The organism is Marinobacter sp. B-21 (assembly GCF_056857895.1).
Genome location: NZ_JBSXNZ010000070.1, coordinates 1 through 21,056 on the forward strand (window position 1 = coordinate 1; position 21,056 = coordinate 21,056).

A 21,056-nucleotide genomic window follows, 5' to 3' on the forward strand; every position below is an offset into this window, starting at 1 on the left:
ATCGGCTCACGGTTTACGCTCCACGCTTCCTCTCCACAGTTGGTCGCCCTTCCGCAGTTGCGCTTCACTTCGTTCGCTGTGGCCAGCTTACGGGAGGACTTGCACCTCCAGGAGTGCGCCCATGCCGGGCGCACTAAAAAAGGGCTCCGAAAGGAGCCCAGGTATCGTCAAGAGATCGCTGTGGGTTGCCAGTTACGCCTGGTGAAGGCATCGTTGCTTGCCCCTTCACCCGTAGGACTGAATGTTGCCGAATCCTCGTCGGCCGGAACCGCAAACACGTGGTATGCCTCGGGACCAAACGGATCCAGCGCAGTGTCGACATACTCAAACCTATCCGGCACAGGCTCACCGGAGTACACGACGCGGAATCGCCGTTCCAGGGTCGGAGTGGTGACATTCAAGGGCTGCTCCACCCAGAGGTAGACGGCCTTGTGGGGCACGATGTACTCGCTGCGCACCACCCGATAACCTTCCCGGAGTGAGAGAGTGGTCGGCTCCTTGCCCGGTTCCAGACGGAATTTGTGGATGGTTTTCATAGCTGCTACTCCTCTTCGGGTTGCTGCCTTTCACAATTTCATAGTGGACGGGAACAGAGATCGATAAAATAAACTTTCCTGAGGTTTTTGCATCGCTTTTTTCGAGGTCATTTCAGGCCCTGGAAGTCGGAGTGGGCCTCACAGATAGCTCTAACACCCTCATGCGCAATTTTTCGGCCACGGGTAATTGCGAAAAGCTCATCCACGACGTCATCAATTGAGGCGATTTCCTCAACCTCATACTGTCGGCAGACCTCCTCCCGAATGACTGTCGGTGCCGCAAATACGCCATAGCCCTGGCTTCCGAATACTTTGATCAATGCGCTGTCGTCTACCTGCGCAACAAGCCTCATCCGCACGCCATTGAGGCTAAACCAGTTCATGAGACGTTCGAAGTAAGGTGCATCGGTGGCGTTGGCCAGCAGCGGCTGACCATTGAGGGATTCCGGGAACCCGTCTTTTAACCGGCCCGCCAATGCCGGCGCCGCAAACAGGCTCATGCTTGAGCCCGCCAACGGATGGACGGTGAGATTGCCCTCCTCCTGAAGCTTTGGCATGCGGTCTGTAAGGACCAGATCAAGCTCCTTGCGCTTGAGACTAAGGACCAGGTCCTCAGTGCGCCCTGTCTGGCATTCCAGTTGAATCGACCGCTCAACAGCCATCGCCGGTTGCAGGAGATAATAGGCAATCAGCTTGTGAATCGATGCGGAAATGCCGGCACGAAGCGTGAGGGGGCGCTCGGAAGGATCGAGCCGCAGGGTTTCAGTGAGCTCGCCGGTAAGCGCAAAAATGTCATCGGCATAACCAAGGATTAATCGCCCCAGATCAGTCAGAATCAGTTGTCGCCGTTCCCGTGAAAACAAACGGCCACCAACGGAGGCTTCGAACGTCGCAAGCTGACCGCTAAGGGTCTGTGGCGCCAGCTCCAGAACCTCGCTGGCCCGGGCAATGGAGCCCTCGCGACTGATCACCCAGAAATAATAGAGATGCCTTAGATTAAGCTGTCCCATTGCGACGCCCCTCGCCAGAATTCAGGAAGGCCTCGGAACCTTCAGTACTTCACCGAAGGTGACGTATTCGCTGCCGCCAAGGCGACCAAGCGGATCAATTGCAGAACCGTCAAACGTGAGCCGGCTCTTGTCGTCGTAACGGACCGCATCGTCGCTTACCCACACCCGATTTACCTTGCCGAACACCAGCGATTGCGGGCCGGCACCGATTTCCTTGATGTCATACAGCTCACAGGCAAAAGCGACGTGGCAGTCCTTGAGGCGCGGCAGCCTGCTCCCATCGAAGTCCGTCAACTCGAGGTCGAGATTGTTCAGCTCGGAGTCGCCATGGGGCAAGGTTCTGGATGACTCGGTTACTGCCGCCGCAAGCTCCCGGTGGGCAATATGAACCACGAAATGCTTTCGTTTTTCAATATTGACCCGGGTATCCTTTGAGGCCCTATCCGTGGGTTTTTTGCCGACCGAAATCATCAGCAACGGCGGATTGCTGGTGATGGGCGTAAAAAAGGAAAATGGCGCAAGATTGTAATCACCATCCGGGTTCTCACTCAACACCCAGGCGACGGGGCGTGGAATCACGGTCTGGGTCAGGATGTGATAGGCGTCTTTCGGGTCCATCCCCTCGAAATCGATAAGCATCAGTTTCTCCCGTTAACCGCGGCTTCAGGTGTACGCTCACGGATGAGCCACAGGGTCATAAGGATTCCGTGGAGGATAAGAAATGGCAGGGCGACCATAACAAGCCCGCCCCAGCCCAGCCAGCTCAGGATGGCACCGGCAGAGAGTGCAGCAGTGGCCTGGGAACCGAACACCATGATGTCGTTCAACCCCTGAACCCTGAAACGCTCTGCATCCTGGTACCCCCTGGGAAGTAGCGTTGTGCCACCTACAAAGAGGAAGTTCCAGCCCACACCCAGCAACAACAGGGCCCCAAGATAATGATGGAAACTGATGCCGCTGGCAGCGAGCACGATGCAACCCAGATAAGCGAGAAGCCCTGCCGCCATCATCAGAGGTATACTCACAACACGGGTCAGCCAGCCGCTGATGAGCGAGGGAAAGTACATGGCCATGATATGGAGCTGGATAACACGCTTGGCGTCGTTGAGATTATGCCCGGCCATCTCGGTCATGCTCAGCGGTGTGGCCGTCATGATGAAGCTCATCACCGCATAACCAATAGCAGCAGCGCTGATCGAGGCCCATACCAGTGGATTGGAAAGAATCTCACGCAAAGGGCGGCCACCGCCAGGATGTGTTTCCCGTACCAGTTCACCTTTTGCCCGGTAACCGGCGCCCAGTATAAGCAAGGCCGCGCTCTGCACAACCGTCAGACCAACCCAACTGATCAGAAACGGATACTGCTCAGCCGACCCACTGCCAATAGCGGCGACTTCGGGCCCTAGCCAGGCAGCAACCAACCCGCCAAGCAGCACCCGGGCTGCGGCAGAACCTGCCAGCCCCGGAGGCACAGACTCCATGGCTGCGAAACGGTATTGATGAACTACCGCCAATCCGGTGCCACCAACAACCGTCGCCAGGCACAAAAGCGAAAACAATCCGAGCCAGGATGCCAGTGCACCGAGCAATCCGGCCAGCATCCCCATGGTTGCGCCCAGCAGCATCACCCGCTTGCGGCCGAATCGTTCCATCAGCCAGGTGGCAGGCTTGATGGCCAGTACTGTCCCGACGACAACAAGACCGACAGGAAGTGTGGCGTATTCCGCTGCGGGTGCAAGCATACGGCCCTGGATGCTGCCAATGAAAACAATGAAGGGCGCTGTGCACATCGCCAGCGCCTGAGCCGCAACCAGCACCCAGACATTCATGGGCATGGTTTATTTTTTCCTGTAGATAATTCCGGGGTGGCACTGGACCATCTCGTAAAGGTGGGGCAAACCGTTAAGAGATTCAGAGGCACCAAGAACCAGATAACCTCCCGGATTAAGGGTGGCATGCATCCTGGTCAGGATGTCTTTCTTTGATTCCGCTGAGAAATAAATCAGAACGTTGCGACACATCACAATATCGAATTTGCCGAGCATGTATCGCTCCAGCAGGTTCAGCTCCTTGAACTCTACCATGGTCTTGATCTGCGGCTTGATTTGCCAGCCACCGTTCAGGGACGGCGTAAAGAACTGCTTCTGCCGCTCCGGTGATAACCCGCGACCAATGGCGATCATCTCGTATTCGCCCTTACGGGCAACCTCAAGCACGCTTTTGGAAATATCCGTTGCGGTGATTCTTACATCACGCAATTTGCCTGGCCGGAGCCTTCGGAACTCCTCCACAATCATCGCAATCGAGTAAGGTTCCTGCCCGGTTGAACAAGCGGCAGACCAGATTCGAAGCGGCTGGCTGGAATTGCGCTCGGCAAATTCGGGAAGCAGTTTCTCCTGAAGGATCCGGAACGGATGGTTATCACGGAACCACAGGGTTTCATTGGTGGTCATGGCGTCAATAACAACTTCACGCAAACCACCCCGGCCTGGCCGCTTGAGACGATCAAGGAGCTCACCGAGCGAGTTCAGGCTGTTCTCCTCGAGAATCCGGCGTAACCGGCTTTTCACCAGGTACTGCTTGTTCTCTCCCAGCAAAATCCCACAGGCATCCTGCAGGAACGACTTGAAGGCTTCATATTCCTGTGGCGTTATATCCGCTTTCATTGGATCTCTGTTCTGAGTGAATCTCTGAGCAGCTTCATCAACCCTGGTCGATGATTTCCATTACCCGCTCGGCGAGTTCGTCCGGACTGAACTTTGCCATGAAGTCGTCGGCACCGACCTTCTTGACCATGGCCTGATTAAAGACCCCACTGAGAGAGGTGTGCAGCATGATAAACATGTCGGCGAGGGCCGGATCACCCTTAAGCTTCGTCACCAGCGTATAGCCGTCCATCTCTGGCATTTCAACGTCGGAAATGATCAGGGAGAAATGATCCTTTGCCCGCGAACCGTCGGCAGTCACTTCCTTCAGGTATTGATAAGCCTGTTTGCCGTCATTCCTGGTGACGACTTCCATTCCGATAGCCGTCAGGCAACGCTCTATCTGGCGACGGGCCACGGACGAATCATCCACCACCAGGACGGGCAGGTGGCCGGGCACCCGATCGGCACTCTTGCTCAGCACGGCTTCGGTAACATCCTCACCGAGCGGAGAAACTTCTGCAAGAATCTTCTCTACATCAATGATTTCTACCAGCTTATCATCGATCTTGGTGACAGCGGTAAGGTAAACATCCCTTCCGGCACCCCTGGGCGGTGGCAGAATATCTTCCCAGTTCATGTTCATGATCCGGTCGACACCAGTAACGAGGAAGCCCTGGGTTTTACGGTTGTACTCGGTAATGATGACAAAACTGGTCGCCAGCTCTTCCTGTGGAATTCCGGGCAATCCAATGGACATGCTCAGATCAATAATCGGAATGGTTTCGCCCCGGATATGGGCGACCCCCCTGACGACGTTCCGGCTGTTGGGAATAGATGACAGCCTGGGACATTGCAAAACCTCCTTCACCTTGAAAACGTTAATGCCGTAAATCTGACGCCCTCTCAAGCGGAAAAGAAGGAGCTCAAGGCGATTCTGCCCTACCAGCTGCGTGCGCTGGTTTACGCTGTCCAATACCCCTGCCATTTTGTTTCTCCTGGCTGGCCGGCTTTCCGCCGGCATATATCTTGCTGTTCACTGAATATATCGCCGAATAATCGCCTGATCGACGGGAAACCGTCATCTCAGCGGCGGGTCAGCCAACTTAACGGCCATTTTCCCGGAACCCTTAGCATTGTTCGGGTTTTTCTGCCCTGATATTGACAAGCATAGGACAAACTCATACGTATGCGCATCACCAATTTTGCCCTACTCCTGCTAATGTCCAGCCTGAGCGGCCCATTGCTGGCCCAAACCACTGCCAAACAGATCCGGCAGGCCACCCTGGCGTTTCTGGACGACTTTGCCAACGAACAGGCCAGTGCGGGCTATACGGTTTCCTTTGAACCAGGGTCCATCGATAGCCGCCTCACCCTCGCCGGGTGCGAACGCCCCCTGAGTGTCGGGTTCAGCGGCGACCCCTGGAAGAGTACAAGCCCGTCCCTGCTGGTAGCCTGTGAGGGAAGCCGCCCCTGGCGAATGTTCGTTACGGCCTCCATCTCAATCCGTGGGCCCGCCCTGATTGCAACCCGCCCCCTGACTCGCGGTGAGCGGATTACCCCGGATCTGGTGACGCATCAGTCCGTGGAGATCAATGCCTCAAGGCGCGGAGCGATAACCGAGACCGCACAAGCGGTCGGAATGGAGGTTCGGCGATCCATAAATGCCGGCTCTTTGATCACTCCGGATATACTCTCTGCGCCGGATGCGGTAGAGCGTGGGGATCATGTTATCATTACTGCGAAAACCGGCGGATTTTCAGTGCGTTCCCGAGGTAAGGCTCTGGCCAACGCAGGCATAGGAGAGCAAGTTCTGGTCGAGAATCTGAGCTCCTCACGTACGGTAAAGGCGAACGTTGTTGCCCCCGGCCGTGTTGAGATCCAGATGTAGCCGCGCTTCGGCAGCACTTTGCCGGCACGGCAAGATTCTGCCAGGCCCGGTGACAGTAGTAGCGGGAGCAGTAGTGGTTGGGGGTGAAAAAATTTACCGGGTAAAAATATGTTAATCCGGAAGGCAAAAAGTTTCTAAAGGTTTCTGCGGTTCCGCCGTTAAGAAGACATAAACTCGAGTAAGCGCCGCAAACGTGTGCGCATCAGGCAAGCAGGTATCGATATGTCAGTTGACTTCAATGGAATTGGCCCCGGCCAGGTCAACACCCAGAGAACCACGGCCGACAAGGGCGCTGGCGCTCAGAGCAGCCAGCCGGCGACCAACGAGCAGGCAAAAACTCAGACCCGGGGAGCCCGGGGTGAAAACGTGAGCCTGAGCAGTCAGGCCAGGAATCTCAAACAGCTGGAACAGAAGCTGGGTGATTATCCTGAGATGGATGATGACCGTATTGAGCAGATCCGTTCCGCTCTCGAAAACGGGACCTACAAAATTGACGCCGAAAAACTGGCCCAGAAAATGCTTGAGATGGATGAAAGCATTTTCGGGTGAGTAAATCATGGCAGCAATCGATGATCTGAAGGCTCTTCTATCCCAGGATGTCAGCCAGCTGGACACACTCGCTGACATTCTCGGCAGGGAAAAAACCTGCCTTGCCACCTCCGATCTCCAGGCTCTGAACGAATTGACCAGAGAGAAAAACGATCTTCTCGGGGCCATTCGTGAGCGGGCAAAGCAGAAAATCCGGACGCTGGTTCAGATGGGCTATCGCCCCGAGAGCGGAGAGCCCTCCCGCTTTATTCGCAGTGCGGGCCTTTCTGAGCTTTATCAGCTCTGGCAGGAAGCGGACCAGAAACTGCGAGCCTGTCAGACCCTGAACCAGAACAACGGTCGGGTGATCACCCATCTGCAAAAACGCCTGACCCGGCTGGCCGACATTTTCCGGGGCGCCAATAGCCAGCAGAAGCTCTACGGAGCACGTGGTGAGCACACGACAGTTTCAAGCCGGACAGTGCTCGCAAGCGCCTGAAAACCGCGCTGGCCTTGGCCCATAACCGTTTCTATCGGGTGTAAATGGTCATCCGGGAGTCCGGGTGGAACCGGATATCCTGAATGGTCACGTTGCCCATTGACGCGCCCTGGCCTCCGGTAACACGGATATTGTCCATGCGGATTTCTTCAATACGTTCCGGAAAGGCCAGCATCAGCGCCCCGTCTTCCCGAACCGCGTAACGGGGCTCATCCTCCCGGTAGTGAACGCCGGAAATGGTAAGGTCTGAATCCAGGAAGTTCAGAACCGGCACGAAGATATTTGCCGTCAGTTTCATCCCCTCAATAACGTCAGCCGCCGGGCTTCCTCCCTGGCTGTCGCCACCGGCCGGATTCTCTGCCATCGCCCCGACCAGTCCGATCCGGTCTAGCAGGGTCGGATCACCCTGCCCCGATACGGCCGCCAGCTCGGTCTCGGTCAGCGGCGCAAGATTCCCTCTCTCATAGAGTTCGCCGGCTTCCAACGCCGACTGGGAGGTATCTGCACTGTTACTGGCCGCAAACGTCACCAGCGGCTGGAACGGAAGCGTAACCATGGTCACCAGGGCCGCCGCGTTACGATAGCGGGACTGGTGCTTGAGAACCCGGTGAAGTTCCTTATCCGTGATCCAACCGGCCTGAATGAGCACTTCACCGAGGCGTTGGCCGGTTTCGCGCTGAATTCTCAGGCCTTCATCCAGCTGGCCTTCAGACAGATACCCGCGATTGACAAGTAATCGCCCAAGGCGTGACTTTTCTTCAAATCCCTGGCGGATTCTCACCCAGTTTCTCCTTATTCAACAGTGAAAACCGTACAACCCTGCCCGGCGAATGTGATGCACTCATTCCTGCATCCGAAAAGGTTAGCTGATCACAATCAAATGTGCGTGGATACAGTCCCCGTTTTACAATCACGTTCTGCTAAGATCACGCACCGGAAAACAGAATTCACTGAATTGTCGCAGGAAAAGCCCCTGCGAATAACACAGAGAGCGGCCGAAAATGACAAATCTGGTAAAACCCTTGAAAAGTGTGACTCCCGTACTGTTGATACTTCTCTCTTTGCTTTTGCCCGCTGGCACTGCTCTGGCCCAGAGCAGTGGCCAACCAGCCGATGAACCGCTTCCGAAAGTCCGGATGGTGACCAGTGAAGGTGCCCTTGAACTGCAGCTCCGCCCGGATGTTGCCCCTGCAACCGTTGCCAACTTTCTGGAGTACGCACGGGCCGGATTCTTCGACGACACCATCTTTCATCGGGTCATTCCCGGCTTCATGATCCAAGGTGGCGGGTTTACCGATGACCTCTCCCGCAAACCGACCCGCGCCCCCATCAAGAACGAAGCCAGATCCACACTTCCCAACCTCCGTGGAACCATTGCCATGGCCCGGACCAGCTCTCCGGATTCCGCCACCTCACAGTTCTTCATCAATCTGTCAGACAACGATTTCCTCAATGCCGGCGTCCGTGGCCCTGGCTATGCCGTCTTCGGCAAGGTGACCGAGGGCATGGGTGCCGTTGATGCTATCGCCCGCAAGCAGACGACCCGGAAGCGGGGCATGGCCGATGTTCCGGTTGAAGCCGTGATCATTAAGAAGGTAACCGTGCTGGATACTGCTGACTGACACCATGCGCTCACCAATGCTGCCTCCCGGAATCGAGCCCGCAGAGCTGGCCTGGCGCGAGGGTGTGCCAGAGTCTGTCCGGTTTGGTGATGTCTACTTCAACCGTGACAACGGGCTGGAGGAAACGCGCCATGTGTTTCTTCGGCACAACAATTTGCCGGAGCGGTTTGCCAGTGTCGCCCAGGGCAGCCACTTTGTTATCGCGGAGAACGGGTTCGGGACCGGCCTGAATTTTCTGGCAGCGTGGCAGGCCTGGCAAAACCACGGCCCGGCGCATCAGGCAACCCTCCACTTTGTATCCGTTGAGCGATTCCCCCTGATCCGGGAGGATCTCACCCGCGCGCTGGCACTGTGGCCGGAGTTGCACCCCCTGGCTCGGGAGCTCATTCGAAAATACCCGCCACTGGTCCGGGGCGTCCACCGCCTGGTACTGGCACAGGGGCGGGTCCGCCTCACCCTCTGTTTCGGCGATATCGCCGACGCCTGGCAATCTCTCGATTTTCTTGCCGACGCCTGGTTCATGGACGGCTTTGCCCCTGCCCGCAATCCATCCATGTGGCTGGACGAGACGATCGACCAGGTCCGCGCCCACAGCAAGCCCGGCACCACCCTGGCGACCTTTACCTCCGTTGGCAGGGTTCGGCGCGCCCTGGCAGCGGCCGGATTCGACGTGCGGAAGACGCCCGGCTTTGGCCGCAAGCGGGATATGCTCCGGGGCGTGTTACCGGCAGACGGACAAACCGAAGTAAACCGGCCCGGTTCCATTGCAATCATCGGAGCGGGTATTGCGGGGTGCACCCTGGCAAGAAACCTGGCCGAACGGGGGGTCCCGGTTACCCTGTTTGATTCCGCCAACGGACCCGGCACCGAAGCCTCGGGCAATGTTCAGGGCGCCATGTACGTGAAGCTTGGTGTCGAGTTCAATGATCAGACCGAACTGGCATTGCAGGCGCTGACCTTTGCCCAGCGGTTCTACGAAACCTGGCGCGGAGAATACTGGCATCCGACTGGCCTGCTCCAGCTCGCTCAGACAGCCCAGGAAGCAGACCGGCAGCATCGGTTCCTACGGCGCAATCTCTACCCACGGGAGGTTCTGTATCCGGTGAACAGAGAGCAAGCCAGCGAGCTTTCCGGTGTGCCTACGGAATCTGGAGGCCTCTGGTTCCCCGGCAATGGCTGGCTCGAGCCAAAGAGGCTGTGCCAGGCGCTGGCCGACCATCCGATGATAACCCACGCGTGGGGTGTCAATGTAGACCGGTTGCTGCCCTGCAGTGGGAAATGGCACATCTCGGGTGCCGACGGAACGACCATCGTTGCCGACCGCGTAGTGATCTGCGCCGGACACCTCAGTGCCGGACTCATTCCGGTCGAGGGGAGATTCCGACTTAAAAGCATCCGGGGCCAGGTAACACACCTGCCGAAGACTGGCCTCCGGAATCCGCGGGTGGTCATTTGTGGCAACCGGTATATGAACCCTGCCTTGGGGCAAATCGCAGTAACCGGAGCCACCTTTGATCTGCATGATGCAAACCCTTTAACCACGAGCGAGAGCCATCAGGAAAATATCCGTGAACTCACGGCGATGTTGCCGGCCGTTCTGAAGCGAAAAGATGCTGAAAAACTGGACACCTCCAACCTGGATGGCCGGGTAGCCTTTCGCTGCACAACCCACGATTATCAGCCTGTGGCCGGCCCGGTTTTTAATGGACAGGACGATGAACTTGAGGACCTGTTTTTGTTGACAGGCCTTGGCAGCAAGGGTTTGACCTACGCCCCCTTACTGGCCGAATACCTGGCCGACCGACTGACGGGGCAGCCCGCGTGTCTGTCGGCAAGGCTCGAGCGGCGCCTGGAAACCCGACGCCTGTACCAGACGGATGTGGTGATTTCGTAATAAACCTGGTCTGGAGATTTCGGTCTGACTGCCGATAACCGATGATGATAAGGTGTTGTCAGGGAGAACCACATGTCCATTTTTGTCAGCGAACCCGGCCGGCCGCTCGGAACCCGGCTACCGGAAGCATTCCGGGCCCGGCGCGTGGGCGATGTCACCGAGCTGGCAGAAACCCAGGCTACGAATCCAGGCCGAAGTGAACCAACAGATTCGGAGTTTCAGCTCGCCGCCAATGCAGGCCGGCACAGAGCCCTTGAGGAATATGGCGCTGCCGCCGGAGAGCAACGGGAAGACCGCCCTTACCTTCCGGTATCGAGGATTTCTTCTCCTGCGCTCTATTCGGTGCCCGCTACTGCAACCATTTCCGAGGCGTTATCAGTGATGGACGAGCACCAGGTCAGTCACCTGGTGATTACGTCGGGAGACAACATTGCAGGCCTTGTGGATCTTCGCTGGCTGCTTGGCTGGCTCCGCGAACAGGAAGCCAATGCCATGAGCGAGAGCCTGCTGTATATCGAACTTCCTGCTTTCCTCACCGCGTCACCGGAGACAGACGCCCATCAGCTTGCGAGGCTGATGCTCGCCCACCAACTGAATGCCGCTCTGGTCGTCAACGCCAAGGGCGCCGCCGCCGGTATAGTCACCAGCACCGACTACCTTCGCCTGTACGCCAACGCAGGCCGGCACGAGGGAATCGTCTAGTTCCTGCCCGGCTAGTTCAGCGGTGTCAGGAGTTCGCCTTCAGGGCTGAACAACAACACGAACCAGTCGCTCCCCACCCGGGACAGGGCAACCACCTCGTCGTCCCGGAAATTCTCCAGATCCAGAATTTCCGAGTTATCCCCATCAAGCTGGTAACGCCAGTTATTCCTGAAGGTAGTGTCTTCGGTGTCGCTGCCTGCCTCCGGAACCAGCGATACCCGGGCCAAAATGCCCTGAGTTGTGCCGGAAACAACACCATCGTTGGCAAAATCGCCATCGGTGGAACCGGCAACGACCATGTCGCCATCAAACCCGGTAAGCCCCGAAAGCCGCACGTTCGCCTGATCATTCTCATCATTGAGGGAAAACACCCTGCCCGGGGTGCCGGTGGAGGAGTAGCCAAGAAGGAAACCGGCCGTGCTGGACAGTGGATCCCTCTCAAGAACGGGATCCTCTTCTTCCCGTTCCAGAACCGAGTAAAGACCATCACTGCTGCCGATCAGCCACAGAGCGCCGGCAAAAAACAGCCCGCCGGAGACGACCTCGTCGCCTTCTGTGCCAACCTGGTACACATTGAGTTCAGCGTTCGCACCGAAGGTATTGTAGAAGAAGGCATCAATACCTCCGATAACCGGAGCTCCTTCCACCGACCCGGCAGCGGAGCCGAACAGCAGCGGCATCACTGAATCGGCGCTGCCCCCGGCAACACTGTCGTCGGCTGCGGATCCGGCCTGGCGGGTCCAGGCCACAGCAGGAAGCTGGCTGTTGCCGTCAAGCTCGGTGTCGATCCTCTGGAGGAAACTGTCCCGGCCCCCCGATCCCTGCTGGCCATCGAAAACGCCATTGGTTTCGCCCGCCAGCAACACATAACCGGCGTCCCTGCTGATTCCGGCCCACCGGACCTGATCTTCTGCAGCGGTGCCTGTGCGGATGCTCCAGGACGAGACATACTCACCACCGTTGCTGGCAACGTCAAACCAGTAAAGAGATGTCACGATGTCCTCTGCCCCGAGCGCGTTTGTCCCTGCAACCGGCTGGTCGGTACTGTAGGAAACAACGAACTCGAAACGGTCGACTTTGATGTTGCCCTGGGAAACCTTACGCTGAACGACGTTGATCACAGGATTCGGTGTCACCAGGCTATCGCCGGCGGCAGACACCGCCACTTGCTGCAGCAGGTTACCCCGCTGGTCAAAAATCCTTACCTGCACCCGATCGTTGTCCTGACCATCATAACCGGAAACAAACACTCGGCCCTCGTGTCCCACGGCCATATCAGTGGCCACAAACCCGTCAGCCCCATTCAGAGCGAGCGGTGTTGTCAGTTCGTTGAGACTGACCCGGATCAGGTTGTCGCTTTCACCCCGGGCATAATCCTCTCTGCCAGCCTGAAAGTCCTGGTTGACTCCCAGCAGTATGAACCGGTCACTGAACGCGGGATTCGTATAGCCGGCTGCAGGAACGCGGATCCGGAACGGCACCTCGTCCGTCCCGTTCGGAAAAACCAGTTCATCGTTTTCAACCCAGTTACCGTCTTCCAGGCGCTCAATCACAAATTCGGTACCAAGCCGGGCTGTCGAGCCTTCGGTGTGGGTCAGTTTGGCGAAGATATCCCGGTCACGCTCACCCGGGAGTCTGGCCAGGTACTCCCGCACATCGCCAACATTAAGGGTATCCCGGGAGCCACCTTTGACGGTCTCAATCGAAAGAACCGGCTCGTTGTCCTGAATTGACAGATTGGAAACCACGCCGCCGTTGCCACTGCCCAGGCCCGCCAGACCAGAGCGCACCTCGGTCAATGCCAGCCTGAGTGACTCTGCAGGTTCGGGAAAGCTGTCTTCAACAACCTCCAGGGGAAGATAACACTCGGTAATGCCGGGCTCGAGCGTGATGACGCCACGGGTAAAGAAACCCTCTTCATCCAGTTCATAGTCGATGTAGCTGAGCTCATTTTCTCCGGACTCGTCCCGCGGCATGGGGCTGTTGCTTCCAAGCCCGACAATATCCTTGCCCGGAGTGGCATCGCCCACATTGGAATTACTCTGCTCGCAATTCTGGTGCGGGGGCGAAAAGCCGGCATCGCAACTGGTCGCGTCGTAATCCGACTGTAACTCAAAGGCAACTGCAACCCGGGTCACGGAAGGTTGGTCCAGATTCACCTTCACGAAGACCCTGCGTGTTGGCAGAGTCAGCTCGCGGGTGCCGGACACAGAACCATCATCGTTATACAGGTTGACCGTAAAACTGTGTTCGCCCTCTGTTTCCAGGTCCGGCAAGGCACACTGTTCCCGGTTGCTTCCCGGGATTTCAGGGCTTTCACCTTCGGTAAAGGGCTCAGATTCCAGGGACATCACGTTGTACTTGACATCAACCCCAAAGGGCTGAACGCCTGACATCTGCCCGTCTGTTGTCACCAGATTGATGCCTTCGGTCTTGCCAAGATCCGCCTCACCCCGGTTGCCCCCCGTTAAACCCGGAACGCCCCGCAGGATAATACCCTGCCGGGCCTTGTTGCTGATGTCTTCCAGGGCCAGCCAGGAAGGCGCGTTGGTCAGGGAGTAATCAAGTATACCCTCTCCCCCGTAGGCGCCGAAGTTGTAGGAATACTCCACTCCCAGATAGGCAGACACCGGGGGCACACCCAGAACCGTGGGTTGATCGGCGTCTTTCTCGGTTTTGCAGGCGGAGAGCCCCCAAAAAAACAGACCAAGAATGGCAATGCGAACGACGGGATGAATGCGGGAGTAAAAATCGGCGCCCATGAAAAAATCCGTTTAAACCGTTGTTGTTATGGCTGCGACGCCCGATGGAAACACCGGGCGATTTACACACCGTTACAGAACAACACCATGGTAGCCAATTTGATCTGCAGGGGATCTGCGCGAGTTCTCAGATTCAGTCAGCCCGGCTCCAGGCCATGTTCTTTCAACAACGCCAGCAAACCCGCTTCATCCAGGACCGGCACTTCCAGTTGCTCGGCCCTGGCCAGTTTGGAGCCGGCGGCTTCACCGGCCACAACGCAAGCCGTTTTCCTGGATACGCTTCCGGCCACCCTGGCGCCAAGGGACTCCAGTCTTTCCCTGGCCTCATCCCGGGTCATTTCCGAGAGCGTTCCCGTCAGCACCCAGGTCTGGCCCTTGAGGGGCTGATCGCCCTGTTGTATCGGTTCTTCCTGCCAGTTAACGCCCGCTTCCCGGAGCGCATCCAGCGTCTCCCGGTTGTGGGTCTGATCAAAGAAACTCCGGATATGCCCCGCCACAATGGGACCGACATCCGGGACCGTTTGCAGGGTTTCCTCGTCTGCGGCGGCAATGGCTTCCAGGGTTCCAAAATGGGAAGCCAGGGCTTTTGCCGTAGCCTCTCCGACCTCCCGGATTCCGAGCGCGTAGAGGAACCGCCAGAGTACTGGGTTTCTGGCGCGGTCGATGGCATCCACAAGATTCGAGGCAGATTTCTCGCCCATCCGTTCCAGGCGCATCAGATCGTCGGCGGTCAGGCGATACAGGTCCGCAACGGTCTCAACCATGCCCCGATCGACCAGAATATCGATCCACTTGTCCCCTAACCCTTCGATATCGAGGGCCTTGCGGGAGGCGTAGTGCCGGATCGCCTCTTTGCGCTGGGCCGGGCAGAACAGGCCGCCGGAGCAACGGGCCACGGCCTCCCCTTCAATCTGGATAACATCGGAATCACAAACCGGACACGTTGCCGGCAGCTCAACCTGCCGGGCGTTTACCGGCCTCTTTTCCGTAACGACCTTGACCACTTGAGGAATAACGTCACCAGCCCTGCGGATAAACACGGTGTCGCCAATGTGAACATCGAGACGGCGGATTTCGTCCATGTTATGCAGGGTGGCATTGCTCACTGTGACACCGCCTACAAATACCGGCTTCAGCCGCGCCACAGGGGTTACCGCGCCGGTCCGGCCAACCTGGAATTCAACGTCCTCAACGACGGTCAGCTCTTCCTGGGCCGGGAATTTTTGGGCGATGGCCCAGCGCGGCGCCCGGGACACAAATCCCAGCGCTTTCTGCTGATCCAGGCGGTTGACCTTGAACACAATGCCATCAATTTCGTAGGGCAAGGTGTCCCGTTTTGCCATCAGTTCGTTATAGGCCTCAAGACACTCATCCACACCCCGCGCCTTGCGCATCTCCGGATTGATCCGGAACCCCCAGCTGCGGACCCGCTGAAGACCATCCCACTGGGTCTCCGGAAGCAGGCTTTCATCCGTAACTGCCACACTGTAGGCGCACATTTCCAGAGGACGCTTGGCGGTGACCGTGGATTTTTTCTGTCTCAGGCTACCAGCCGCCGCGTTTCGGGGATTTACAAAGGTTTTCTCGCCGCGGTCGGCAAGCCGGCGATTGAGCTGCTCAAAGCCCTCCCTGGGCATGTAGACTTCGCCCCGCACCTCGACAAGCTCTGGCACATCGTCACCACGCAGTTTGAGCGGAACCGACGGAATGGTCCGGATGTTGGCGGTGATATCTTCACCGGAATAGCCGTCGCCACGGGTTGCGGCGGTTGTCAGCGAGCCATTTTCGTAATGCAGGCTGACTGCCAGCCCGTCCAGCTTGGGCTCACAGACGTATTCCACTTCCTCGCTGACGCCCAGCCGATCCCGCACGCGCCGGTCAAAATCCCGGAGTTCATCGTCACTGAACGCGTTGTCCAGAGACAGCATGGGCAACCGGTGAACCACTTCCTCGAAACTGGTTTCCACGGCACTGCCAACCCGGCGGGTTGGTGAATTGTCCGATGCCAGCTCCGGGTAATCCGATTCCAGCCTCTGCAATTCCCGGAACAGACGGTCGTACTCCGCATCCGGAATACGGGGATCGTCGAGGACGTAGTAATGGTAATTGTGGTCGTCGATAACCGAACGGAGTTCTTCAACACGCTGGATGGTCTCGGGCGTGGCTTTGCTCATGGACTGGCACTCTCGTCTGTCAAAAAAATGCCCGGATCAAACCGGGCATTACTCAGTCTTGTTTCGCCTGGCTTCAGGTCCGTTGGGAGCGCTGTTTGCGCTCAAACTCCCGGATCCGTTGGCGGCAGTGCTCTATGGTTTGCGGGGTCATGACACTCCGGCGCTCATCCTTCAGTTCTCCCCCCAGGTTCCGAACCACGCATTGGGCGGTCTCAAGCATAAAATCAAAGGCCTGCAACGCGTTGGAGGGCCCTGGCATACTCATGAAGAAACTGATGCCCGGGGTCGCCAGTGCCGGCATGTCCCGAGGTTTGAACGTGCCGGGCTCCACGGCATTGGCAACACTGAACTGGACCGGGCTGGTGGTATCTGACTGTTCATGACGGTGGTAAATGTCCATGTCGCCATGCTCAAGGCCGCAGGCTTCAAACAGCTTTTTCAGAGCCGGCCCCTTAAACTCTTCGCCGTTACGGGCAAGCACATTGATAACCACCACTTCCCGGGCCTCCGGGCGATTGGCTCCCGCCAAAGGCTGGCCACTGTCGGGGCGGGAAGGCTCGCGCCGGGCCGTGTCTTCTTCCACTTCCGTGGTGACGGTCGGCGGTACCGCTCCGGTGTCGTCATGTCCGGCTTCGGGCTCACCGGCGGCCGTGTCCGGCTCGGAAAGCTGTTCCGACCGGATTACCCGCGGCTCTCCGACTACTTCATCATCCGGCTCAATCTCATCCTCCGTGGCACCCCAGCCGGAATCCGGCTCCATCCCGGCGGACTCGTGGTCGAAGGGCTCGTGGCTGGACAGACCATAGTCCAGATCGGTGTCGGACAAATCGTGTCCGGATTCAGGGGCAGCACCCTGCTCTGGAGATTTGTTACTGGCCGCTGTGACGGGACGGGTCGGTTTGGGCTTGGGGGAACCGAATCGGCTCGATTTCTCACGTTTGACGTAGCCACGCTCTTCAAGCGTATCCCGGGAGATGGTCCGTGCGCCGCCGTTTGGCAACTCGGGATTGAATTCGTCATCCAGTGGCGAGTCCTTGAGCTCATCTGCGCCCATCCCCGATGAAATCGCCATGGATTCCTTTCGGGCACGCCGCATGCGGCGGACTCCGTCAATAACAATGCCGATGATAACCAGGGTACCGATGGCAATTAACCATTCCCTAAGTGACATAGTGCTGCTGTCCTGTTTGCAGATCCCGTAACATTGTTACTCTAAGAAAAGCCCGTAATGAATACAACGCACACCCGGGCCAGATGGCCGTTTTGTCATGCTCGCCGGTTTTGTAGCCAGCCGGCCTCAGGCCTCCGCCAGGGCTGCGGCCTCGTCCACATCCACGGATACCAGCCGCGAACAGCCCGGCTCATGCATGGTCACACCCATCAGCTGGTCTGCCATTTCCATGGCAATCTTGTTGTGGGTAATGTAGATGAACTGGACCTGTTTCGACATCTCTTTAACCATATTGGCATAGCGACCAACGTTGGCATCATCCAGCGGAGCGTCCACTTCATCCAGCATACAGAAAGGCGCCGGGTTCAGCTGGAAAATGGAGAACACCAGGGCGATGGCCGTCAGTGCCTTTTCGCCACCGGATAACAGATGGATGGTGCTGTTCTTCTTGCCCGGAGGGCGTGCCATGATCGCCACGCCGGTCTCCAGCAGATCCTCGCCGGTGAGCTCGAGATAGGCGTTACCGCCACCGAAGACCTTCGGGAACAGAGCCTGGAGCCCGCCATTGACCTGATCAAAGGTTTCCTTGAAGCGTTGCCGGGTCTCCCGGTCAATCTTGCGGATGGCGGTGTCCAGCGTTTCCAGCGCTTCCATCAGGTCTTCGTGCTGGGAATCCAGGTAGCTTTTCCGTTCGCTCTGGACCTGGTACTCCTCGATGGCCGCGAGGTTGATGGCACCAAGGCGCTGTATCCGGTTACCGATCCGTTCGAGCTCCTCCGCCCAGTCTTCCTCGCTGGCTCCCTCCGGCAACTGCTGCAGGATATCCTGCAGCTTAACATCCAGCTCCCTGAGCTGGTCGATGTGGTTGCCGGAACGGATTTCGAGGGCCTGGGATTCCATTTTCAGCTTCTCCAGCCGGGACCGGACATCCTGGATTCGGTGATCGGTGCCGCTTCGGCCCTGCTCCTTTTCCCGCACTTCCCGGTCTATCTCCTCAAGCGCGTCGCGGGCCGCGCCGAGCTTTTCTTCCTCTGCCAGACGCCGGTCCAGCAGGCCTTCGAGCTGCATCTGCAGATCCTCGATCGGCTCCTCGGCACTCTCCCGGGATTCCCGCAGAATCTCCAGGTGCTCATCAATGCGTTCCTTCTGCATCTGCATCCGGTCGATGGTCTGCCGCAGGCCTTCGCGCTGGCTGTGCAGTGACTGCAACTGGAGTTGCAACTGGTGGGCATGATCCCTGTCGTGCCGGGCTTCCTGACGAAGACGGTCAAGGTTCTCGCGGAGGCTGTCCCGCTGCTCAAGCAGTCGTTCTTTCTCTTCGTCGCTGTCTTCGGTGGAAGCCAGGGCCTGCTGCCACTCCTCACGGGCGTCCTGCAGGCACTCCTGCTGGCCTTCAAGATTCCCGGCAATATCCGAGACATCTTCCCGGATTCGCTGCAGCCGGGCGTCAATCTGTTCGGCGCGGGCACGCAGACCACTGACCCGGGATGACAGGGCACTCAGTTCCCGGTCGGCCTCGCTCAGACGGGCCTGGGCTTCGTCCCGGGCCGATTCGGACCGCTCGGCACGCTCCTGGAGGCTGTCCATGTGCTCACAGGCGGATTCCAGGGTTTCCTCGGCCTCCGCCAGTTGCGAGGTCAGTTCCGTGACTTTCTTCTGCCTTTCGATAGCACCGACCTGGCCGGCGTCTGAATCCGGCATCAGTACCCAGTCCCGGGACACCCAGACCCCCTCTGGAGTGATCACACTCTGGCCATCCTGCAGTCCGGATCGCATGCCCATGGCATCGGAGAGAGTCTCTATCGCATCAATACCCCGAAGCAAAGCAGCAACGGCCGGAACTCCGGACACTTTTTCCGCCAGCCCGGCGGTCATGTCGCCGGCAGGAACTCCGGAATCAACCAGAGCCAGGCCCTTGGGCGCGTCCTTCATGGCCAGTGAGAGCTGATCGATGCCCGGAAGGCACAAGCCTTGGGTAAACCGCCCGATCACCTGCTCAACCGCAAACTCCCAGCCATCATCAATCTGCAACTGGCTGGCAACACGGGGCATATCGCTCAACGAATTCTCTGACAGCCAGGTTTGCAGGACATCGTCCTGGGACCCCATCTGCTCATCCAGCAGCGCCTGCTGCGATTCCAGTGACGCCCGCAGGCTCTGGACCCGCTGGCGCTCTTCAGACACGGATTGCTCGGCATCACGCTGGCTCTGGCGGGCTTCATAGAGCTCATCCTGAATTCCGGCGATCCGTTCGGCAGCCTCTTCCCGTTGCAGCTCCAGGGTTTCCTGCTGTTCCAGCAATTCTTCCAGCTCAGCCCGGTCCATCTGGCCTTCCAGCACTTCCCGTTCATCCTGGAGTTTGCGCTGGCGATTCAGCAATTGCTCAATGGCATCCTCGAGGGACCGGATCCGGGACTGGGCGAGTTCGGCCTGGCGGCGGGCATCCGAGGAGCGAGCGCTGAAATCTTCCCATTTGTGCTGCCAGTCGCCCATGGCATCTTCGGCCTGCTGCAATTTCTCGCCGGATTCCTCGGAGCGTATGGTGAGCGCCTCCTGTTCAGGCTCCACCATGTCCAGCTCTTCCTGGATACCGGCCAGCTTGTCCTGGTCCTGTTCCAGTTCCCGGGCCAGTTCGCGCTGGTTCGCCAGGGCCTGATCAAGCTCCGTGGCCATCTGGCGGCTGCGCTCCCTTTGGTGCTCGAGACTTTGTTCAATACGGGCAATATCGGCGCCAGCCTCATAATAACGGGCCTGGGCGCGATTGAAGTGTTCGGTGCGATCCTGGTGGCTGTCTCGCAGGGATTCCAGCGACGTTTCCAGGCTGACCCGCTCGGTCAGATACTTCTCCAACTCGAGTTCGGTGTCGCGGATTTTACCCCGCCAGGTCTGGAGGTCGTTGTCCAGGGATTGCCAGCGGAGAACTGCCAGCTCGGCCTTTTTCTGGCGCTCTTCCTGTTTGTAGGCCTTGTACTTTTCCGCTGCAGCTGCCTGGCGTTCAAGATGCTGGAGCTGGCGCCCAAGTTCTTCACGCAGATCCGTCAGGCGCTCCAGATTCTCCTGGGTCCTGCGTATCCGGTTTTCCGTTTCCCGGCGACGCTCCTTGTACTTGGAGATGCCGGCGGCTTCCTCAATGTAGATTCGGAGCTCTTCGGGCTTTGCCTCAATCAGCCGGGAAATCATGCCCTGCTCAATGATGGCATAACTGCGGGGCCCGAGGCCGGTACCGAGGAACAGGTCAGTGATGTCCCGGCGCCGACACTTGGAACCGTTCAGAAAATATTCGGACTGGCCTTCACGGGACACCCGGCGGCGAACTGAAATTTCGTTGAACCGGACAAATTCACCGGGGGCGGAGCCGTCGCTGTTATCAAACACCAGCTCAATGGACGCCTGACCCACCGGCTTCCGGGCGCTTGAACCATTGAAGATCACGTCGGTCATGGACTCGCCGCGCAGGTATTTCGCGGAGCTTTCGCCCATCACCCAACGGACCGCGTCAATAATGTTGGATTTACCGCACCCGTTAGGCCCGACGACGGCGGTCATATTCGATGGAAACGGCACGGTCGTCGGATCGACGAACGATTTGAAACCGGACAGTTTGATGGACTTCAGACGCATA

Annotated in this window: 17 protein-coding genes; 6 read left to right on the forward strand and 11 right to left on the reverse strand. The window is 58.1% G+C overall.

The genetic code is table 11. The annotated features are described in order from the left end of the window. Positions 1–167: 167 nt before the first annotated feature. The 6 genes from AC13C0_RS09205 to AC13C0_RS09230 all read right to left on the reverse strand — a co-directional run bounded on the left by AC13C0_RS09205 (position 168) and on the right by AC13C0_RS09230 (position 5,179). On the reverse strand, positions 168–536 hold the full coding sequence (locus AC13C0_RS09205; protein ID WP_117616977.1) for a DUF7352 domain-containing protein: 369 nt from the start codon (positions 534–536) through the stop codon (positions 168–170). Positions 537–643: 107 nt separating this feature from the next. Continuing rightward, a complete protein-coding gene (locus tag AC13C0_RS09210) occupies positions 644–1,546 on the reverse strand; it encodes a LysR family transcriptional regulator (protein ID WP_482954301.1) in 903 nt (300 codons plus the stop codon). Between the two features lie 21 nt (positions 1,547–1,567). Continuing rightward, the gene (locus AC13C0_RS09215; RefSeq protein ID WP_117616975.1) at positions 1,568–2,185 is read right to left on the reverse strand and encodes a flavin reductase family protein; all 618 of its coding nucleotides are present in this window, start codon (positions 2,183–2,185) and stop codon (positions 1,568–1,570) included. Beyond that, positions 2,185–3,381, reverse strand: coding sequence for an MFS transporter (locus tag AC13C0_RS09220; RefSeq protein WP_482954302.1), 1,197 nt, complete (start codon positions 3,379–3,381; stop codon positions 2,185–2,187). Before AC13C0_RS09220 ends, AC13C0_RS09215 begins: the two co-directional genes overlap by 1 nt. Positions 3,382–3,384: 3 nt before the next feature. Continuing rightward, positions 3,385–4,212, reverse strand: a complete 828-nt coding sequence (locus AC13C0_RS09225; protein WP_117616973.1) for a CheR family methyltransferase — start codon at positions 4,210–4,212, stop codon at positions 3,385–3,387. Positions 4,213–4,249: 37 nt separating this feature from the next. After that, on the reverse strand, positions 4,250–5,179 hold the full coding sequence (locus AC13C0_RS09230; protein WP_117616972.1) for a chemotaxis protein CheV: 930 nt from the start codon (positions 5,177–5,179) through the stop codon (positions 4,250–4,252). Positions 5,180–5,380: 201 nt separating this feature from the next. Between AC13C0_RS09230 and flgA the strand changes: the two genes are divergently transcribed. From flgA to AC13C0_RS09245, 3 genes are all read left to right on the forward strand, one after another. Then, entirely contained in the window at positions 5,381–6,082 is a 702-nt protein-coding gene (gene flgA / locus AC13C0_RS09235) for a flagellar basal body P-ring formation chaperone FlgA (RefSeq protein ID WP_205422246.1), read from the forward strand. Positions 6,083–6,304: 222 nt separating this feature from the next. Further along, positions 6,305–6,631 carry a flagellar biosynthesis anti-sigma factor FlgM gene (gene flgM, locus AC13C0_RS09240; RefSeq protein WP_117616970.1) on the forward strand — a complete coding sequence of 109 codons (327 nt, stop codon included), beginning with the start codon at positions 6,305–6,307 and terminating at the stop codon, positions 6,629–6,631. Between the two features lie 7 nt (positions 6,632–6,638). Beyond that, positions 6,639–7,109 carry a flagella synthesis protein FlgN gene (locus AC13C0_RS09245; protein ID WP_341581890.1) on the forward strand — a complete coding sequence of 157 codons (471 nt, stop codon included), beginning with the start codon at positions 6,639–6,641 and terminating at the stop codon, positions 7,107–7,109. Positions 7,110–7,140: 31 nt separating this feature from the next. Here the strand turns inward: AC13C0_RS09245 and AC13C0_RS09250 are convergent, their stop codons facing one another. After that, complete coding sequence (locus AC13C0_RS09250; protein ID WP_482954303.1) at positions 7,141–7,890, reverse strand: cyclic di-GMP-binding domain-containing protein, MshE-related; 750 nt, start codon at positions 7,888–7,890, stop codon at positions 7,141–7,143. 220 nt (positions 7,891–8,110) lie between these two features. On the opposite strand from AC13C0_RS09250, the gene AC13C0_RS09255 reads away from it, so the two are divergent. From AC13C0_RS09255 to AC13C0_RS09265, 3 genes are all read left to right on the forward strand, one after another. Next, a complete protein-coding gene (locus AC13C0_RS09255; RefSeq protein WP_117616967.1) occupies positions 8,111–8,731 on the forward strand; it encodes a peptidylprolyl isomerase in 621 nt (206 codons plus the stop codon). Between the two features lie 4 nt (positions 8,732–8,735). Then, the gene (gene mnmC, locus AC13C0_RS09260) at positions 8,736–10,625 is read left to right on the forward strand and encodes a bifunctional tRNA (5-methylaminomethyl-2-thiouridine)(34)-methyltransferase MnmC2/FAD-dependent 5-carboxymethylaminomethyl-2-thiouridine(34) oxidoreductase MnmC1 (protein WP_482954304.1); all 1,890 of its coding nucleotides are present in this window, start codon (positions 8,736–8,738) and stop codon (positions 10,623–10,625) included. A gap of 72 nt (positions 10,626–10,697) precedes the next feature. Further along, positions 10,698–11,327: a CBS domain-containing protein gene (locus AC13C0_RS09265; protein WP_117616965.1), complete on the forward strand. Its 630-nt coding sequence runs from the start codon at positions 10,698–10,700 to the stop codon at positions 11,325–11,327. Between the two features lie 11 nt (positions 11,328–11,338). Here AC13C0_RS09265 and AC13C0_RS09270 read toward each other — a convergent pair whose 3' ends face one another. The 4 genes from AC13C0_RS09270 to smc all read right to left on the reverse strand — a co-directional run bounded on the left by AC13C0_RS09270 (position 11,339) and on the right by smc (position 21,055). Next, the gene (locus tag AC13C0_RS09270) at positions 11,339–14,089 is read right to left on the reverse strand and encodes a hypothetical protein (protein ID WP_341581888.1); all 2,751 of its coding nucleotides are present in this window, start codon (positions 14,087–14,089) and stop codon (positions 11,339–11,341) included. A gap of 137 nt (positions 14,090–14,226) precedes the next feature. Then, positions 14,227–16,263 (reverse strand): NAD-dependent DNA ligase LigA, encoded by a 2,037-nt coding sequence (gene ligA / locus AC13C0_RS09275; protein WP_117616963.1) that lies wholly within the window; start codon positions 16,261–16,263, stop codon positions 14,227–14,229. A gap of 73 nt (positions 16,264–16,336) precedes the next feature. After that, positions 16,337–17,434 carry a cell division protein ZipA gene (gene zipA / locus AC13C0_RS09280; RefSeq protein ID WP_117616962.1) on the reverse strand — a complete coding sequence of 366 codons (1,098 nt, stop codon included), beginning with the start codon at positions 17,432–17,434 and terminating at the stop codon, positions 16,337–16,339. A 126-nt stretch (positions 17,435–17,560) separates the two neighbouring features. After that, on the reverse strand, positions 17,561–21,055 hold the full coding sequence (gene smc, locus AC13C0_RS09285) for a chromosome segregation protein SMC (RefSeq protein ID WP_117616961.1): 3,495 nt from the start codon (positions 21,053–21,055) through the stop codon (positions 17,561–17,563). Position 21,056: the final 1 nt, after the last annotated feature.

Coding starts and splice junctions, on each gene's coding strand:
- AC13C0_RS09205 (WP_117616977.1), bottom strand. CDS start 536: ATGAAAACCATCCACAAATTCCGTCTGGAACCGGGCAAGGAGCCGACC.
- AC13C0_RS09210 (WP_482954301.1), bottom strand. CDS start 1,546: ATGGGACAGCTTAATCTAAGGCATCTCTATTATTTCTGGGTGATCAGT.
- AC13C0_RS09215 (WP_117616975.1), bottom strand. CDS start 2,185: ATGCTTATCGATTTCGAGGGGATGGACCCGAAAGACGCCTATCACATC.
- AC13C0_RS09220 (WP_482954302.1), bottom strand. CDS start 3,381: ATGCCCATGAATGTCTGGGTGCTGGTTGCGGCTCAGGCGCTGGCGATG.
- AC13C0_RS09225 (WP_117616973.1), bottom strand. CDS start 4,212: ATGAAAGCGGATATAACGCCACAGGAATATGAAGCCTTCAAGTCGTTC.
- AC13C0_RS09230 (WP_117616972.1), bottom strand. CDS start 5,179: ATGGCAGGGGTATTGGACAGCGTAAACCAGCGCACGCAGCTGGTAGGG.
- flgA (WP_205422246.1), top strand. CDS start 5,381: ATGCGCATCACCAATTTTGCCCTACTCCTGCTAATGTCCAGCCTGAGC.
- flgM (WP_117616970.1), top strand. CDS start 6,305: ATGTCAGTTGACTTCAATGGAATTGGCCCCGGCCAGGTCAACACCCAG.
- AC13C0_RS09245 (WP_341581890.1), top strand. CDS start 6,639: ATGGCAGCAATCGATGATCTGAAGGCTCTTCTATCCCAGGATGTCAGC.
- AC13C0_RS09255 (WP_117616967.1), top strand. CDS start 8,111: ATGACAAATCTGGTAAAACCCTTGAAAAGTGTGACTCCCGTACTGTTG.
- mnmC (WP_482954304.1), top strand. CDS start 8,736: ATGCGCTCACCAATGCTGCCTCCCGGAATCGAGCCCGCAGAGCTGGCC.
- AC13C0_RS09265 (WP_117616965.1), top strand. CDS start 10,698: ATGTCCATTTTTGTCAGCGAACCCGGCCGGCCGCTCGGAACCCGGCTA.
- AC13C0_RS09270 (WP_341581888.1), bottom strand. CDS start 14,089: ATGGGCGCCGATTTTTACTCCCGCATTCATCCCGTCGTTCGCATTGCC.
- ligA (WP_117616963.1), bottom strand. CDS start 16,263: ATGAGCAAAGCCACGCCCGAGACCATCCAGCGTGTTGAAGAACTCCGT.
- zipA (WP_117616962.1), bottom strand. CDS start 17,434: ATGTCACTTAGGGAATGGTTAATTGCCATCGGTACCCTGGTTATCATC.
- smc (WP_117616961.1), bottom strand. CDS start 21,055: ATGCGTCTGAAGTCCATCAAACTGTCCGGTTTCAAATCGTTCGTCGAT.